Here is a 15,849-nt window from a genome sequence, read left to right as displayed (position 1 = left end):
TTAACGTATTAAGCTGCTATGAGATGGCTTCGGTATTGTACCGGAGTCATCTTTTGTAGTTTCCATTGTCTTCGTTCGCTATTGTAATAATCAATGTAAGCATCGACCATGGCACAGACCTCATCGAGGTCAGATGCTAATTTATAATCGACATAATCTTTCAAGTGCCCAAAGAACGATTCGATCGGGGCATTATCCAGGCAGTTTCCTCTACGGGACATGGATTGAAGCATTCCCATCTCACGGATGCGTGTTTGATAAGCAGGATGCGTATAATGGAATCCTTGATCGGAATGTATCATGGCTTCCGGGTGTATATTCCCTTGAAGTCGTTCTGCGAGTTTATTCGTTGTATGAAGGACTAGTTCCATATGGAGGCTTGTAGATAGATGATGTGCCATAATTTCACGTGTAGCGACATCCTTCACACAAGAGAGATAAACAGTTTGACCAGATCCAATACGGAGATAAGTGATGTCTGTGACGAATACCTTACCAGGCTCATCTTGATCGAACCGACGGTTCAAGTGGTTCGGTACAGTCTTATGTTCATATGTCGCTTTAGCGATTTTACGATAAGCGTTCTGCCTACGGATTTTCGTCACGATTCCAAACTTCCTCATGATACGCAAAATACGTTTATGATTCATCGGTCCACCAATGACATCAAGCATCTCCATGTAAAGACCACGATAGCCGATTTTTCCCTTGTGACGATCATGAACACGTTTTAGAAGTAGGTAGTCCGCATAGTCGCGTTCTTCCCGAAGGGAAACACTATCCGTACGTGCGAGCCAGGCGTAATAACCACTGCGGCTCACTTCAGCGAGCGTACATAGGTCCGTCACGAATCGGCCCGATGATTGTTTCCGTAAGACAATATTGATTGCCTGATAGCGCTCAGATGCGGTTAGTTTCGATACTTCGCCTCTCTTTCGAGAGCGTCGAGCTTTTTTAGTAATTCGTTCTCCGCTGTGAGGTACTTGATTCGTGCTTCAGCTTTCGCAAGGCGTCGTTCGACGGAATCATCTTTTTTCGGTCGACCTCCAAGATTTGATTTTCCACGTCTCTCATTCAAGAGTCCTTCTTCTCCATAAATGCGATAGGTCTTCCGCCATCGTTTCAACGCTTCGTTCGTTGTTCGCTTACCGATCATGTCCAGGTCAAAGCCGCTTTCTTCAAAGATTTGTATCGGTCGCTTACCAGCTAAATTCTCACGTACAGCGTGAATCTTAAATTCTCCTTTATATTGAATCGTACGATCTGATACCGAGGCTACGTGAAGATTCGCTTCAAGTTGTCTGATTTGATCTGGATTGAAGGTACGTCTGTTCATGAATAATTCTCCCGTCTAAATTGAATAGATACAGTATATCGATATCTTTAAACACAAAAAACCCCGAATGGGGTCTTTTATCAAGTGTCCACCATTCAGGGTTCAGTTCAAATAAACGGGCGAAAGCGTTTTTATTGACCTCTTTTCGCTTCACGAATTGTTTCTTTTAGACGATATATAGACATAATGACAATTTAGGGAGGACGATGTGTTGCGACTTTTACCACCAGTCTTCATCGTAGAAGCATTTCGGAAACGCTCCTACTATAAAACGTTCTCATGGATGATTTCGATTATCGGGTTGTTAGCCGTGTTGATTGCGACGCAGCAACTCTTAAAAAATGTAGAAGAAGGTTACAGTTATAAACGTGCGAGCGGCGTGATGGATGTATTTGAACAAGTCAATCAGGCGGAACGCGATCTTACATACTATTATTATTTATCATTGAGTTCACGGGTCGATGACTCGTTGACGCAACGAATCGAGTGGTCGGAAAAGGTCGATGACGAGCTCGTGGCGCTGAGCAAACGTTTAGAGACAATGCCAACATCAAGTTCTTTGAAAGAGGACGTATTAACCGAAATCGACGAGGTTCGAAAAAACGGTTATGTCGCGAGCAATCGATTTTTTACGGCCGTAGCAAATTATAAAAGTGAAATCTTATTTAATCAGCTATCGCTCAGTCAAGATACCGGGAAATATTATTCCTTGTTTTCTAACCTGTTCTTAATGGAACGGGATTTCGGAAAAGCAGGACAGAGCCTGCTTAGTGCAGATCAAGACAAACAATTGGATGCATACGAGTTATCAAGAATACGGCAAATGCGTCAAGATTTGGCAGTGAGAAATGATACGGTGACGAAAACGCTTTCGGCAACGATTGATGCTGAAGACGGAGCGTCGAGACTTGATATTAATACGATGAAAAGTGAGATGGCGGCATATTTTGGTGTGATCGATACGACGTTGAGTGAACCCGCACTTCGCGAATACGAAACGTTAGAGCGTATTTCAGATCGCTATCAAGGCAGCATGTACCGTTTGTTTAATCGAGCAATTTCAGACGTACAAACGGAAATGACGGACCGGGGAAATGATGTCATTCGAAATGCGTGGTTGATGTTCGTTGCGACGTGCTTCATCATTTTCGCTTTACTCTTACTGACGCTCTCGCTGTTACGTGCTTTCCGAAAAGACTTAGTCATGTTACAGGAAGAAGCAAACGTATTTGCTGAAGGACAGCAACAATCGTTTTATCAAGTGCCGGAACGCAATGATTTTCAACCTGTCGTCCATGCTTTTCGGACGATGACGGCAATCATCTCAGGACTACTGGATTACAATGACCAAAAAACGCTCGAAATCAAACAGAGAAAAGCAGAAATTGAATCCTTATTTTCACAAAATACAGATCCGATCATTGCCTTAGCAGCAGACTTCAAGTTATTGCATGGGAATGACCAGTTCCAGAAGCTCGTCGAGACGACAGAGTTCGTGACGATCGAAGAACTGATTCACCCAGCCGATTTGAACCGGGTGCGTCGTGCCTTAAATCGGGCAATCGAAGGGCATAGTCAAACGATTCGTTGTAAGATGATTTTCGAAGCGGACATCCGGAATATGTTCGTCAACATCATTTATGTGCCGACGAAAAGCGAGAACGGGATTGCACTTTATTTGACGTGTCACGATGAAACGGATCAATACAGACGAGAAGAGCGGATTACGCAACTGGCGCTGTATGACGTCTTGACAACGCTATTGAATCGAAATGGTTTCGAACAAAAGATGACGGAAGCATTGGCAGGGTTACAGCCCGGCGAACTCGTCACAGTCAGTGTACGCCAGTTTAGACGCATCAATGATGCGTACGGGCATAGCGCGGGTGATTTGATTCTAAAAGAAGTAGCGAACCGTTTACGCCGTCACTTCATCGGGACAGGTTCACCGGCACGAATCGGTGGAGATGAATTTGCTGTCTTGATTTCGCAGCAAGGCATCGTTGATTACCATGAGCTAAAACGCGTCATGGAGTTGCCGTATTACGTAAACGGTGAAGAAATCCATGTCAGTATCAGTATGAGTATGGTCCGTTATCCGAACGATGCAGTTGCCGTGACCTCGCTCTTGTCATCTGTTGATATCGCGATGCAACATGCGAAACGGGATCAAGCAGGGGAGCCCGTTTGGTTCGAATCATGGATGAGTGAAGAGTACCGTGAATCGGTCGTTCTCGAAGCAGAGTTGCGCGAAGCGATCGTCAAAAATGAGCTTCAGTTATTTTATCAGCCACAAATTAACTTAAAGACAGGACAGGTCGAAGGCTGTGAAGCGTTACTCCGTTGGTTCCATCCTGAACGAGGCATGATTAGCCCGGCCGTCTTCATTCCGATTGCCGAGCGCTCGATGCTGATTGAAGAAGTCGGCATGTGGGTCGTTCAGGAAACGGTCAACCAAATTAGACGCTGGGAGCAGACGCCACTTGCGATGCTTGGTGTTTCAGCTAACTTATCAGTGAAAGAACTTGCTTCCGGTCGCATCGTCGACTATTTGGCGGATATCAGAAATGAACATCCGGGAATTGAGCGGCGGATGGAGTTAGAAATCACGGAATCGTTTGGTGTCTTTTCCGATAAACGCGTCTTTGATGCCCTCGAGTCGCTACATGCAATGGGTTATCAATTGGCAATCGATGATTTTGGAACCGGCTATTCTTCTTTGTCTTATTTAAGTCGCCTTCCGATCCAACGTCTGAAAATCGACCGCTCCTTCATTAGCGGGGAAGATGCATGTTCGAATGCACCATTGATCGAGACAATCATCAAGCTTGCGCATACGTTGAAGTACGACGTAGTCGCAGAGGGAATTGAACAGTTGGAACAAAGCGAGAGTTTACGAAAGCTCGACTGTGAATATGGACAAGGGTTCTACTATTCCCGTCCGATTCCGGCAGATGAATTTGAAGTTTGGTTCATGCAGCATCAGGAAACATTGAAATCTTCATGAGACAACCGAAGCGGAGAGTGGGTACTTCGTTCGTTTCGGCTGGGATTAACGTAAACTACGCGTACACAAAAAAAGCTCCGTTTTCCTGTCCATTGAACTGACAGGAAAACGGGGCTTATGTTTTTTGCTTGAGGACAGCACGCTTGCGAACGAGTGATTCCTGTTGCTGTCAGGCATGTTTTAGTTAGACACGATCGAGTGCTAAGTCGTCTGCTTGTTCGAGATAGGCTTTGATTGGTGCGACCGCTTCGTCAACTGTTCCGTCAGCGAAAGGTGACTTCAAGCCGGCGCGTTCGACAAGTGAAAGGAAGCTTTCTGATCCGCCTGCTTTACAGAGCGCGAGGTACGATTTCCAAGCGGCTTCGCGGTCCTGTTCCATCCATGCATAGAACTGGAAGGCGCAGACTTGAGCGAGCGTGTAATCGATGTAATAGAACGGGCTGCCGAAGACATGGCCTTGCTGATGCCACCAAGCACCTGAATCGAGGTAGTCATTCTCCTCGTAGTTGCGATGTGGGAGGTATTTCTTCTCGATTGTCCGCCACGCTTGACGACGTTCAGCCGGTGTTAGCTCGGGTTTGCTGTAGATGACGTGTTGGAACTCGTCGACTGCGACTCCATATGGTAAGAAGGTAACACCGCCAGCCAAGTGGCTGAATTTATACTTCGATGTTTCTTCACCGAAGAATTCTTCCATCCATGGGTACGCGAAGTATTCCATCGACATCGAATGGATTTCGCATGCTTCATATGTCGGGAACCCGTACTCCGGTGTCGTGAAGTGACGGCTCTCATAAACTTGGAAAGCATGACCGACTTCATGCGTCAAGACGTCGATATCTCCCGACGTCCCGTTGAAGTTTGAGAAGATGAACGGAAGTTTTTCGTCAGCGATGTAGGTACAATACCCACCGCCTGCTTTACCTGGCTTCGCCGTCAAATCAAGGGCACCACGCTCGATCATGTAATCAAAGAACTCATTTGTTTCAGGCGACATCTCGCGGTACATTTTTTTTCCGCCTTCGATGATGAAAGCTTCCTCGCCTTGCGGTGTAGCGTTTCCTGATTTAAAAGCAAATCCTTCATCGTAGTAGTAGAGTGAATCGACACCAATCCGGCGTTGTTGACGTTCTTTTAGTGACGTCGCAATCGGAACGATTGTGTCAAGGATTTGCTGGCGGTAATCTTCGACCATCGACTGGTTATAATCGACGCGAAGCATCCGGGCATAGCCGAGTTCGACAAATGATGGGAAGCCGAGTGTCGTTGCGATTTCAGTCCGGACATGGACGAGTTTATCGTAAATCGTATCGATTGCTTCGCCGTGTTCTTCTAAATAACCGTAGCGTGCTTCTGAAGCCGCTTTACGAACCGTGCGGTCAGGTGACTGCAAGTAAGGACCGAACTGAGACAAGTTCAACGTTTTGCCATCAAATTCGATTTCTGCTGAAGACATCAACTTCGTGTATTCACTCGAGAGACGATTTTCTTCTTGAAGCTTCGGAATGATTGCTTCTGAAAAAGTTTTTAAGCTGGCTTCTGCTAAGAGGAAGAGTTGTTTGCCCCAAGTCGTTTCGAGCTGTTCACGGAGCGCATGCGCCGTCAACACATGATAGTAACTCGAGACGTAGCCCTGATAGACGGGGCCTGCTTCATCAAAAAAACCTTGTTCCGTTTCGTAAAATGCGTCGCGCGTATCAATCGTATGACGAATCTCGACGATTTGGCTCGCTGTTTCGAATTGGTTTCTAAGGGTATTAATCTCAGTGATGGCTGCGTTTGCTTGTTCGACTTGTGTGGCTTCTTTTAAACGAGAAATTGCGTTTTGCATGGTGGTTTCTAAAACATTCAGATCAGGACGGACATATGTAAGTTCTGAAAATGGTAACATGTAAGCGCCTCCTTTTGATTTCTAACTATTATCACACAAAAATACTTGCAAAACTAGAGGGACAAACGTATGCTTTTTGTGAGAACGTGAGCGAGTCGTTCATAAACACGCTCCTATAAAAAAATCGAATTTTCTTCAATGAAGAAAAACGATCAAGAAAGTAGAGGGATAGTATCATGGGATTCTTTAAAAAATTGTTTGGTGGCAACGAAGCAGGAAACGCAAAAATCACTTCTGCACTTACAGGTAAAATCGTCAGCATCGAGAACGTACCCGATCAAGTCTTCTCACAAAAAATGATGGGAGACGGAGTCGCAATCGAACCGACTGAAGGTAAAGTGGTCGCACCGATTAACGCAACAGTCGAAACGATTTTCCCAACAAAACATGCAATCGGTCTTAAAGGTGAAGATGGTCTCGAACTATTAATTCACGTTGGTTTAGATACAGTTAACCTTAAAGGTGAAGGTTTCACAGCACATGTTCAATCTGGTGATAAAGTCAAAGCGGGCGATGTCCTCGTTGAGTTCGATTTAGATTACATCCGTGCGAACGCACCATCGACGGTTACACCAATCATCGTCACGAACCACGACCAATTCACACTTTCTGCTGTTCCTGCTGAAGGTACTTCAGTAGTGGCAGGCGAAACAGAATTGTTCAAGGCAACACATAAATAATTTCTGATGGCGTACGCTGTTTCGCGCCTCATCTGAACTCCCTCATCTTACGAGATGAGGGAGTTTCAGCGTGTAGATAAACGCTTATGAAGCGTGAACATGCGATAACAAGAGGCAATCCGTTCGCGCTTCCCTGTCTCACCTCGTCTTCAAAGCGGCAATCGGTCGCGCCACTACAGCAAAGTTGCAGGGTCGCGACCGACTGCTTTTCGCTTTAAAAGCGATTCGAGACGGATTGCGCTCTAAACCTTCTGTATGCCCGGTTTTCCGTCACGGTATTACCTAAAAAGCGTCATGTTTCGTTGACTCCTACGGGAAAAAGTGCGTTTTTAACGCACTTTCAGAGGAAGGCAAGACCCTGCTCGTTGTCCGCGAGGACCAAGGAGCAACGGCTTGCGCCTCGCCCGAGGAAAGCAACGAAAAAAGACGCTTGATCTCCGATAGCACTTTGTCTACAGTCTGAAACTCTCTTATCTTACGAGATGAGGGAGTTTTTAATATGCCGAAAAAGGAGTATCCGGCCGAAAAAGCTTCTCCCTGTTTCATACTCCGACCAAACCTTACTGTTTTGTAAGTCGATTGAAAGTTAACGCAATCCCTCAAAACGTGAACGCTCGGTAGACTGAAGGTAACGAATCGACTTCAGGAGGAATAGAATATGAAAACAATCTTAAATGCAGAGAACATCACGAAGGTATACCAAACCAAAATGGCGCGGCATGAAGCACTAAAACCGACATCATTGACGGTACATGAAGCGGAGTTCGTCAGCATCATGGGTCCTTCAGGAGCTGGTAAATCAACACTGTTGAATCTTTTATCGACGATTGATCAACCGAGTGAAGGTATGATTTCGATTAATGGTGAAGATGTCACGAGCATGACTGAAAAACAATTGGCACGGTTTCGTCGGGAACGACTGGGTTTCATCTTCCAAGACTTTAACTTACTCGACACGATGACGGTCGAAGAAAACATTGCCCTTCCGCTTGCGCTGGCACGTGTCGACAAAGCGATGATTGTGTTGCGTGTTGAACAAGTGGCGCGGCAACTTGGAGTCGAAGATTTGTTGAAGAAACGTCCGGTCGAACTTTCAGGTGGTCAAAAACAACGCGTCGCAGCAGCACGTGCAATCATCCACCAACCATCACTCCTCTTAGCCGATGAGCCAACGGGAGCACTCGATTCAAAGTCAGCGACAGGGTTACTCGAAGCCCTCGAGACGCTGAATGAACAAGGGGCAACGATTTTGATGGTGACCCATGATCCTGTCACGGCGTCATACGCGGAACGCATTGTCTTTGTCAAAGATGGAGAGCTGTTCCGAGAAATCCATCGGTTTGGGACGCAAAAGGAATTTTTCGAACAAATCATGGAAGTCCAACGCGAACTCGGGGGTGCAGCACGTGAGTTTGTCTAAATTAGCTTTTCGTAATTTAAAGAACATCCGGCACAATATGATGTATCTAGGTGCCGTCACATTCGCGATTTTGATTTATTACACGTTTTTAGCGATTCGTTCGAACGAAGCGATGCTGAACGCAAATGAGATGTACGGTAAGCTCGGGACGGTCTTTACGGGATCGAGTATCATCTTGGCCGTGTTCTCGACGATTTTCATTTGGTATTCGAGTGACTTTTTCTTACGACGTCGTAAACAAGAACTTGGTTTATATGCGTTACTTGGACTCGAGCGAAAACAAATCGCTCAACTGATCTTTATTGAAACGATGGGATATGGAATGGTCGGATTGATCATCGGGACCGCTCTAGGGACGGTTGCTTCAAAATACTTTGTTCAACTGCTTGCGCATGTCATGGCAATCGATATCGAAGCGACGTTTACGATCAGCCTCGCTGCAATGGGTCAGACGATTGCCGTGTTTTTGGTCATTTTTTTATTGATTGCTCTGCGATCGGCACGAACAATTTATCGCTTCACCTTGATTGAACTATTCAAAGCAAACCAACAAGTCGAAGTGATTCCGAAAGTCCATCCGATTCTCGCAGTCCTTTCTCTTCTATTGATTGGATTCGGTTATTACCTGACGGGGCAGCCGCTGCTCGATCACTTTACTGTAGTCGCGCCACTCTTGATAGTTTGTATCATCGTCGGAACATTCGGGACGATGAGTTACTTTACGATTTTCTTGTTGCGTGTTCTCAGTAAACAGGCACGTCACTTCGAAGGAACGAATTTGATTTTACATGGTCAATTGCTGTCACGCGTCAAGTCGAATGCTGTCATGTTATCAACGATTACTGTCATCACGGCAGTCACACTGACGACGGTCGGAACAGCGACATCGATTTACTATTTCATCGATCGAACGGTCGAGCAACAAATGCCATACAGTTTATCGGTTGCGAGTAAACGACCGGAGGCAGAGCAATTGATTAAGGAATCGAATCAAACCATCGAACAGCGGACGATGGTCAACGTCAAAAATGTCGACCATCAGATGGAAGAGTTACCAAATCCGTTATATTTGACGAAGTACTACCGGACATATGCGATGGACGGTTCAAAAGGACAATTCAGCTACATCAATTATTCAGACTACGGCAGACTAGCGAAGGCGAACGGAAAACGTGTCTTACCTGAGCCGCAACAAGGTGAGGCGATTGTCCTCGAGACATTCAAAGGAAACGACTTGTTGCAGGAACGAGTCAAGTCACCCGTTGGAATCAAGATAAACGACATCCATTCGTCCTTTCGCATCACGGGTGAAACGGATTTACCGATCGCTCAACTCTATGAGAAACAACGATTGGCGTTCGTCGTTTCGGACGATGCCTTCGCGATGATGCCGGAGCGTGCATGGATGCTGACGAATTATCAATTTTCAGATGAACGGACGGATGACGGGTTGATGAAGAAACTCGAGGCACTTTACGGAAAGCAGGCGGAAACGGACATGGCGGCCTATTATCCGGTCTACGCGATAACGACGGCGACGACAGGGCTGCTCGCATTTGCTGCCGGGTTCCTCGGACTCGTCTTCCTGCTCGCGACAGGTTCAATCATCTACTTCAAGATGCTTGCGGAAGCAGAAGAATCAAAGCACCGTTTTGCGATCATTCAAAAGGTTGGGGTGGCGCAAGGCGAACAGGTGAGTATCATTCGTCGCCTCGTCGGATTTGTCTTCTCCCTACCGTACCTCCTTGGACTCATTCACAGCATCTTTGCGATGCAAGTCCTCCAAAAACTACTCAACTACAACATCGTCATGCCGACAGTCCTTGCGATTGGCTGTTATACGGTCGTCTACTTTGTGTATTACTTCATGACTGTCCGAGCGTACCGGCGGATTGTGATGTGACGACGGTGACTGGAAACGAATAATCGTTTCCAGTCCTTTTTTTGTTCGGTATGATAGATAACGAAGGAGATGAATCATTCGATGGAAACAATTTTATTAGTGGAAGATGATCAAAAAATCGCGGAGTTACTTCAAGAGTTGCTCGAACGGTATGATTTCCGTGTCATTCACGAAGATGGATTTGGTGATGTCGCGGCACGTTTTGAAGAGACGAAGCCGGATGTCATCCTGCTTGATGTGAACCTTCCGAAGTTCGACGGCTTTTATTGGTGCCGGCAGCTTCGCTTAAAAACCCGTGCCCCGATTTTGTTCATTTCGGCGCGAGTCGGAGAAATGGATCAAGTCATGGCACTTGAATATGGGGCGGATGACTACATCGTCAAACCGTTCCAAGGAGCCGTTGTCATCGCGAAAATCAAAAGTCAAATTCGGCGGGCGTACGGGACGTTATCAAGTGAGAATGATGAACGGACCGTCGTGAAGGCGGGCATCACGTTGTATTTAGATCGGTATATCGTCGAACATGGTGATCAATCGATCGAACTATCGAAAAAAGAGGGTTTGATTTTAGAAATGTTACTGACGGCTAGCCCGCGGATTGTCAGCCGGGGAGACCTGCTCGAACGAATTTGGGATGATGAAGCCTTCGTCGATGAAAATACATTGAACGTCAATATTACGCGTGTTCGTAAACGTTTGACAGAAATCGGCGTGTCAGGGCTTGAGACGGTCCGGGGAGTCGGGTATCGCCTGGTGCTTGAAAAATGAAACTGTTTTTTCGTTATACGATTCCAGGACTGCTGTTTTTCATCGTTCAACTGGTCGGCTTATTTCTCGTCTTATGGTTATACGATCTTTATCAACCCGCAGCGTTTTTCTATATCATCTTACTTGATACAATCGCGCTCATCATTTATTTAAGCTATCGCTTTTTTAGTATGTTGCCACTGCTTAAACGATTACAAAATCCGATTACCTCGGTTGCAGAACCGATTCGCCCCGGCAGTGAGGAACCGATCGCTGCAGCAGTCGAACAATTTTTAGAACGGCAACAAACGATTTTTCGAAACAGTTTGTTTGCTGAACGGCGGAAAGAAAAAGAACGGCACCGGTACGTCGATCAGTGGATTCATCAAATGAAGACGCCGCTCTCGGTCATCGAACTGATTCTTGAACATCCGGGTGAAGATTACCGGACAGATCTGCGGCACGAAGTCGAACGACTACGGACAGGTCTTGATCAAATGTTGTATTCGTCACGCCTCGAAGCAATCGAGACGGATTTGAAGGCGGAGCAACTTAATCTCCGTGTCCTCGTCATGGACATCATCAATCAAGAAAAACGACTGTTTGTCAAAAATAAAGTCTATCCGAAGCTTGAAATCGAACCGTCCTTATACGTGTATACAGATGCTAAATGGTTCCGCTTTTTGTTACTTCAACTGTTGACAAACGCTGTCAAATACACGACGGGACATGGTAAAGAAGTCCTGATTCGGGCGATGGAACGCGACGGACAAGTCGTGCTGATATTGATTGATGATGGAGTCGGCATTCCGAAGCGTGACTTGCCGCGTGTCTTCAACGCCTTCTTCACGGGTGAAAATGGACGGCGTTACGGAGAGTCGACCGGAATGGGACTTTATTTCGTCTGGCAGGTCTGTACGAAACTCGGGCATGAAATTGAACTGGACAGTCTGGAAGGCCAAGGGACGACGTGTCGATTGAAGCTTGTAGGAGGACGAACGGATGATTGAAGTCAAACAGCTTGGGAAAGTATATGCAGGAAAAGTAACGGAACAACCGCTGACGGATTTGAATTTCCGTGTCGAGGAAGGCGAGATGGTCGCGGTGATGGGACCGTCCGGAAGTGGCAAGTCGACACTGATCAACTTACTGGCGACGCTCGATCAACCGAGCTGGGGTTCGATTTTGATGGAGGGCATTGATACATCGACCTTCAAACGAAAAGAAACGACGCGCTTTCGGCGTGAGACACTCGGAATCATTTTTCAAGAGTTCAATCTACTCGATTCGTTGACGCTTGGTGAAAACATGCTCGTTCCGTTGATGCTGTCTGGGAAAAAGACGAAGCGCGCGCGAGAGGAGATGCTCCACCTTGCAAAGCGTCTCCAAATCGATGAGCTACTCGACAAACAGGTGGATGAAGTATCCGGAGGACAACGCCAACGCGCTGCGATTGGGCGTGCTTTAATTCATGCTCCGCGTTTGATGTTGGCCGACGAGCCGACCGGTGCACTCGATTTCCAAGCGACAAAACATGTAATGGAATTACTTGCTGAGTTAAATGCAGCCGGGATGACGATGGTCATCGTCACCCATGACCCGACGGTCGCCTCGTATTGTAACCACGTCCTGTTTTTAAAGGATGGTAACATTCAAACCGAGTTGTTTCGTGACGAACCGCGTCGTGTCTTCTTTCAACGCGTCATCGAGTCGCTGTCGTTATTAGGAGGGGACGAACATCAATTATCTACAATACGCCCTACGTAACATTAAGCGTTATCAACGCTTGTATTACGGATACGCATTGACGATCATCATTGCGATGACGATTTCGACGAGTTACTGGAACCTGGTGACGAGTGCATCGTTCCAAAATATCGCAAAAGTCTTAAGTCAATTGAATCAAGTCATTGAACTGACGATGATTTTTGTTTTTATCGCGGAACTGATTATTTTGTTTTTCAGTATCCTGTTCATCTATGCGACGACGTATACGATGCTTGAACACCGTAAAAATGATTTACGCGTCATGCGGACGCTCGGGAGCGGATTTTCGCACTTTTTAAAGTACTTCCTCATTGAGGTTCTCCTTGTCGGCGGATTAGCGATTTCGGCTGGGCTGTTGCTTGGAGTCGTCTTGACGAAACTGATGTTGCTGGCAATCGAAAAAGTGATGTTTTTACCACGACTCGATATTGAAATCTCTGCACTGTCGTTTTTAGTACTCATCGCCGGGGCACTCCTTGTTCTCTTAACGGCGACAGTACTCGCAATCTATCGATTCCGTCCGGATCGCCCCATTCGGACACGTTCAACATGGAGACGCCGCTTTCGTATGTCGCTGCGCGTCCTGGCGATTCTTCTGCTGTTCTACGGGTATGTATTAGCATTTGTCCAACAAACCGGATTTGTTTTGTTGTTTCCATTCGTCATTTTTATCGGTTCCTTTTTCATTTGCCGTTATGTGTTACCGACGTTGATGAAACTGTATCGTCCCCGGACGTTGTCGTTACGTAAACTCATCCTTTCTGAAATTGCGACACAGCTCCGGACGAATAGCACCCTCGTTGCCCTTGGGACGATTTTGACGTCATGTGGACTAACGGCAGTCGGGCTCGTCTTCATCTTTCAAGTAGTCGGGTTAGACTTATCTTCACAAAATCATTTTGGACTCGTCTATTATGAAGAGTCGAAAGAGCAGTCCGAACGCTTGCAAAAGATTGAAGAGACGATGGAAGCGACATTCCCGGAAAAATATCAGCAGGAAGTTCGTCTGAAAAAGAAGGGGACACGTTACGTGTTGCCTTTATCCGACTACAATCAATTATTAAACGAGCTGGGACAGAAACGACGCGAGCTGAACGACCGTGAGGCGCTTCAAATTCCAGCCCGTCCCGTTCAGTTAAAAGAACAGACACCGACGATGGAAAAAGCGCGACAGGCGATGGAACAAGCTGGATACAGATTAGTAACCCCGGCTAAACACCGCCTCTTGTTCGGTTATAACTATCGCATCGAAACGCTGTTTGTCATCAGTGATCAGCGCTTCAACGAACTGGCACAGCCCCTCGCCCGGATTCGTGTCTTTGAAACGCCAGCCTATCGGGATTACGGGACAGGGGCTTGGGATGACTGGATGTCAATCGTCCGGGAAATTCAGTCGAAATCGAAGATGACTAACGAAGCGGCGGCGCCGTATCAATTAATCAATGAAACAGAAGATGAACTCGATGGGATTCGGATTGTCCGTCTCGTCTCATTCGTCGTCATTTTACTGACGGTCTGGCTCTTCGTCATCAACGCGAGTTTCCTCCACGTCTGGATGCAGATGACGGCCGAACAAGAACAAAAACGATTGAAGACGCTGTTTGCCCTCGGTTTCGATCGTCGGAGTGTCCGAACGTTTTTACTTGTGAAATATGGAGCGGTCTTAATGATTCCATACTTGATTTCCGTATTTCATGCCTGGTTGTTGTTCCAAGCCATCATTTCCGAGGCGGGTCTTAAAATGGGTCCCCTGTTCGGTGTTTCCTTGATATGGATTGGAATCGTCACGTTTTGTTATATCGGAAGCATCTTCCCGCTCTGGGTTCGGTACCCACGACACCTGCTTCAAAAATCATGCGAAAGTTCGATGTATCCGATACCGGATTCAAGGGTATGATAAGAGCATAGCGAGGAGGGAGAATATGCTGGATCATTCACCATATCGAGGGTACGGGGACCGGATTCGGATTTTGCGGGAACGCGCCGGAATCTCGATTGATCAGTTAGCAGATAACCTGGGTGTCGCACCTTATTTCATTCGACGAACAGAATTAAGTGAGGTCTACCCGACGAAAGCCTACATCGAGTCGTTAGCAGAAGTTTTACAAATCGATTCGAGTTATTTGGCGCGGCATATTTGGACAGGGGAATCGTTGAAGTTCGTCATGCAGGACAGCACACCGCTCGAGGAAATGCGTTTAGCGTACGAACAGACACTGGGTCAGGATGAGTCCGTCATCGAAGAACAACTCGAAGAACGGATGCGGATGTTTGACTTGATGTATGATGATGACGTAAAGCGAATTGAACAGACGATGAGTACGACGGAACAGCGTATCTTTCACGAGCTGGTCGAGTCGGTCATGGAGGCCGGAGAGCTTCGTCGGGAAGAAGCGCGGGGAACGTTTGAGATGTTCGAGGATAAACTCCCCTCGATGATTCAACTCGACGAGTATTTAGATCGTTTGACTGAGGGAGAAACGACCGAGCGAACGACGTGTTACACCCAGTATAGTAATCAGATTGAACGAATGCGCTATCATCGAAAGTGATGCGAAGTCGTTTCGTTAAAAATGCCGCCCCTTCCTGAAGAAGAGGCGGCATTTGTTTTATGATCGTCGTGGAACTTGGTGATGAGAGACTCGGCTTTTTTGACGTGTCCGCCCGATGATGAAGCCGATGATTGCGTTCGCGATGACGAGAACCCATCCGACGTATCCAAAGTTGAGCGTCAAGCTACCAAGCATAGGTTGCCATTTGAAGACCATCATGAAATCTCCACGAATCACAAACCGAGCGATACAAACGAGTAACACCGTCGTGCCGGCGATGAAGATTCCCATCCAACTTCCGAAGAGGCGGGATGATTGAATGCGGATAGCGACGAACGACCAGAAAAATAGACTGACGACAAACGTCATGCCACCATAGGCAAGGACGAGCTTCCACGTCTCGCTCGCTTGTGGAAATTTCGTAAACATGACAAGGGACGAGACGATGGCGGCAGCGGTGAATAAAATAGCTGCCCAAAAACGAGACCGCATAACGTAGTTCCTCCTAAAGTTTTTCTCACTTAACGATAGCGGAAACGCCTCATC

General features: G+C 46.7%; 12 protein-coding genes. 9 read left to right on the top strand and 3 right to left on the bottom strand.

The genetic code is table 11. The features are described 5' to 3' along the window. Window positions 1-8 precede the first annotated feature (8 nt). Window positions 9-1,336 (bottom strand): IS3 family transposase gene (locus AC0VYQ_RS12820; protein ID WP_475403374.1). Its coding sequence is split into 2 segments (ribosomal slippage): window positions 9-967 and window positions 967-1,336, totalling 1,329 coding nucleotides; the frame shifts between segments, so codons are not numbered across the junction. A 208-nt stretch (window positions 1,337-1,544) separates the two neighbouring features. Here AC0VYQ_RS12820 and AC0VYQ_RS12815 point away from each other — a divergent pair. After that, the gene (locus tag AC0VYQ_RS12815; protein ID WP_475403714.1) at window positions 1,545-4,343 is read left to right on the top strand and encodes a putative bifunctional diguanylate cyclase/phosphodiesterase; all 2,799 of its coding nucleotides are present in this window, start codon (window positions 1,545-1,547) and stop codon (window positions 4,341-4,343) included. Between the two features lie 184 nt (window positions 4,344-4,527). Here the strand turns inward: AC0VYQ_RS12815 and AC0VYQ_RS12810 are convergent, their stop codons facing one another. After that, window positions 4,528-6,234 carry a M3 family oligoendopeptidase gene (locus AC0VYQ_RS12810; protein WP_475403713.1) on the bottom strand — a complete coding sequence of 569 codons (1,707 nt, stop codon included), beginning with the start codon at window positions 6,232-6,234 and terminating at the stop codon, window positions 4,528-4,530. Window positions 6,235-6,410: 176 nt separating this feature from the next. Here AC0VYQ_RS12810 and AC0VYQ_RS12805 point away from each other — a divergent pair, with 176 nt between their 5' ends. The 8 genes from AC0VYQ_RS12805 to AC0VYQ_RS12770 all read left to right on the top strand — a co-directional run bounded on the left by AC0VYQ_RS12805 (window position 6,411) and on the right by AC0VYQ_RS12770 (window position 15,303). Then, window positions 6,411-6,914 (top strand): PTS sugar transporter subunit IIA, encoded by a 504-nt coding sequence (locus AC0VYQ_RS12805; protein ID WP_088837825.1) that lies wholly within the window; start codon window positions 6,411-6,413, stop codon window positions 6,912-6,914. Window positions 6,915-7,572: 658 nt separating this feature from the next. Next, on the top strand, window positions 7,573-8,334 hold the full coding sequence (locus AC0VYQ_RS12800) for an ABC transporter ATP-binding protein (protein WP_475403712.1): 762 nt from the start codon (window positions 7,573-7,575) through the stop codon (window positions 8,332-8,334). Beyond that, window positions 8,321-10,237, top strand: coding sequence for an ABC transporter permease (locus AC0VYQ_RS12795; protein ID WP_475403711.1), 1,917 nt, complete (start codon window positions 8,321-8,323; stop codon window positions 10,235-10,237). Before AC0VYQ_RS12800 ends, AC0VYQ_RS12795 begins: the two co-directional genes overlap by 14 nt. 81 nt (window positions 10,238-10,318) lie before the next feature. Next, a complete protein-coding gene (locus AC0VYQ_RS12790) occupies window positions 10,319-11,005 on the top strand; it encodes a response regulator transcription factor (protein WP_029331504.1) in 687 nt (228 codons plus the stop codon). Next, on the top strand, window positions 11,002-11,994 hold the full coding sequence (locus tag AC0VYQ_RS12785; protein ID WP_475403710.1) for a sensor histidine kinase: 993 nt from the start codon (window positions 11,002-11,004) through the stop codon (window positions 11,992-11,994). Before AC0VYQ_RS12790 ends, AC0VYQ_RS12785 begins: the two co-directional genes overlap by 4 nt. Beyond that, window positions 11,987-12,751 carry an ABC transporter ATP-binding protein gene (locus AC0VYQ_RS12780; protein ID WP_475403709.1) on the top strand — a complete coding sequence of 255 codons (765 nt, stop codon included), beginning with the start codon at window positions 11,987-11,989 and terminating at the stop codon, window positions 12,749-12,751. Before AC0VYQ_RS12785 ends, AC0VYQ_RS12780 begins: the two co-directional genes overlap by 8 nt. Window positions 12,752-12,770: 19 nt before the next feature. Beyond that, a complete protein-coding gene (locus AC0VYQ_RS12775) occupies window positions 12,771-14,648 on the top strand; it encodes an ABC transporter permease (protein ID WP_251137129.1) in 1,878 nt (625 codons plus the stop codon). A gap of 25 nt (window positions 14,649-14,673) precedes the next feature. Then, window positions 14,674-15,303, top strand: a complete 630-nt coding sequence (locus AC0VYQ_RS12770) for a helix-turn-helix domain-containing protein (RefSeq protein WP_088837819.1) — start codon at window positions 14,674-14,676, stop codon at window positions 15,301-15,303. A gap of 57 nt (window positions 15,304-15,360) precedes the next feature. On the opposite strand, the gene AC0VYQ_RS12765 is transcribed toward AC0VYQ_RS12770, so the two are convergent. Further along, window positions 15,361-15,795 carry a hypothetical protein gene (locus AC0VYQ_RS12765; protein WP_475403708.1) on the bottom strand — a complete coding sequence of 145 codons (435 nt, stop codon included), beginning with the start codon at window positions 15,793-15,795 and terminating at the stop codon, window positions 15,361-15,363. Window positions 15,796-15,849: the final 54 nt, after the last annotated feature.

It is taken from the genome of Exiguobacterium sp. QJM3NY_9, assembly GCF_056173545.1.
Note: the sequence above shows the minus strand (reverse complement) of the source record. Positions and strands in the feature narration are given on the sequence as shown.

Bases quoted from the DNA above. Each gene is read 5' to 3' on its own strand.
- AC0VYQ_RS12805 (WP_088837825.1), top strand. From the start codon at position 6,411: ATGGGATTCTTTAAAAAATTGTTTGGTGGCAACGAAGCAGGAAACGCA.
- AC0VYQ_RS12790 (WP_029331504.1), top strand. From the start codon at position 10,319: ATGGAAACAATTTTATTAGTGGAAGATGATCAAAAAATCGCGGAGTTA.
- AC0VYQ_RS12765 (WP_475403708.1), bottom strand. From the start codon at position 15,795: ATGCGGTCTCGTTTTTGGGCAGCTATTTTATTCACCGCTGCCGCCATC.
- AC0VYQ_RS12780 (WP_475403709.1), top strand. From the start codon at position 11,987: ATGATTGAAGTCAAACAGCTTGGGAAAGTATATGCAGGAAAAGTAACG.
- AC0VYQ_RS12770 (WP_088837819.1), top strand. From the start codon at position 14,674: ATGCTGGATCATTCACCATATCGAGGGTACGGGGACCGGATTCGGATT.
- AC0VYQ_RS12785 (WP_475403710.1), top strand. From the start codon at position 11,002: ATGAAACTGTTTTTTCGTTATACGATTCCAGGACTGCTGTTTTTCATC.
- AC0VYQ_RS12810 (WP_475403713.1), bottom strand. From the start codon at position 6,234: ATGTTACCATTTTCAGAACTTACATATGTCCGTCCTGATCTGAATGTT.
- AC0VYQ_RS12800 (WP_475403712.1), top strand. From the start codon at position 7,573: ATGAAAACAATCTTAAATGCAGAGAACATCACGAAGGTATACCAAACC.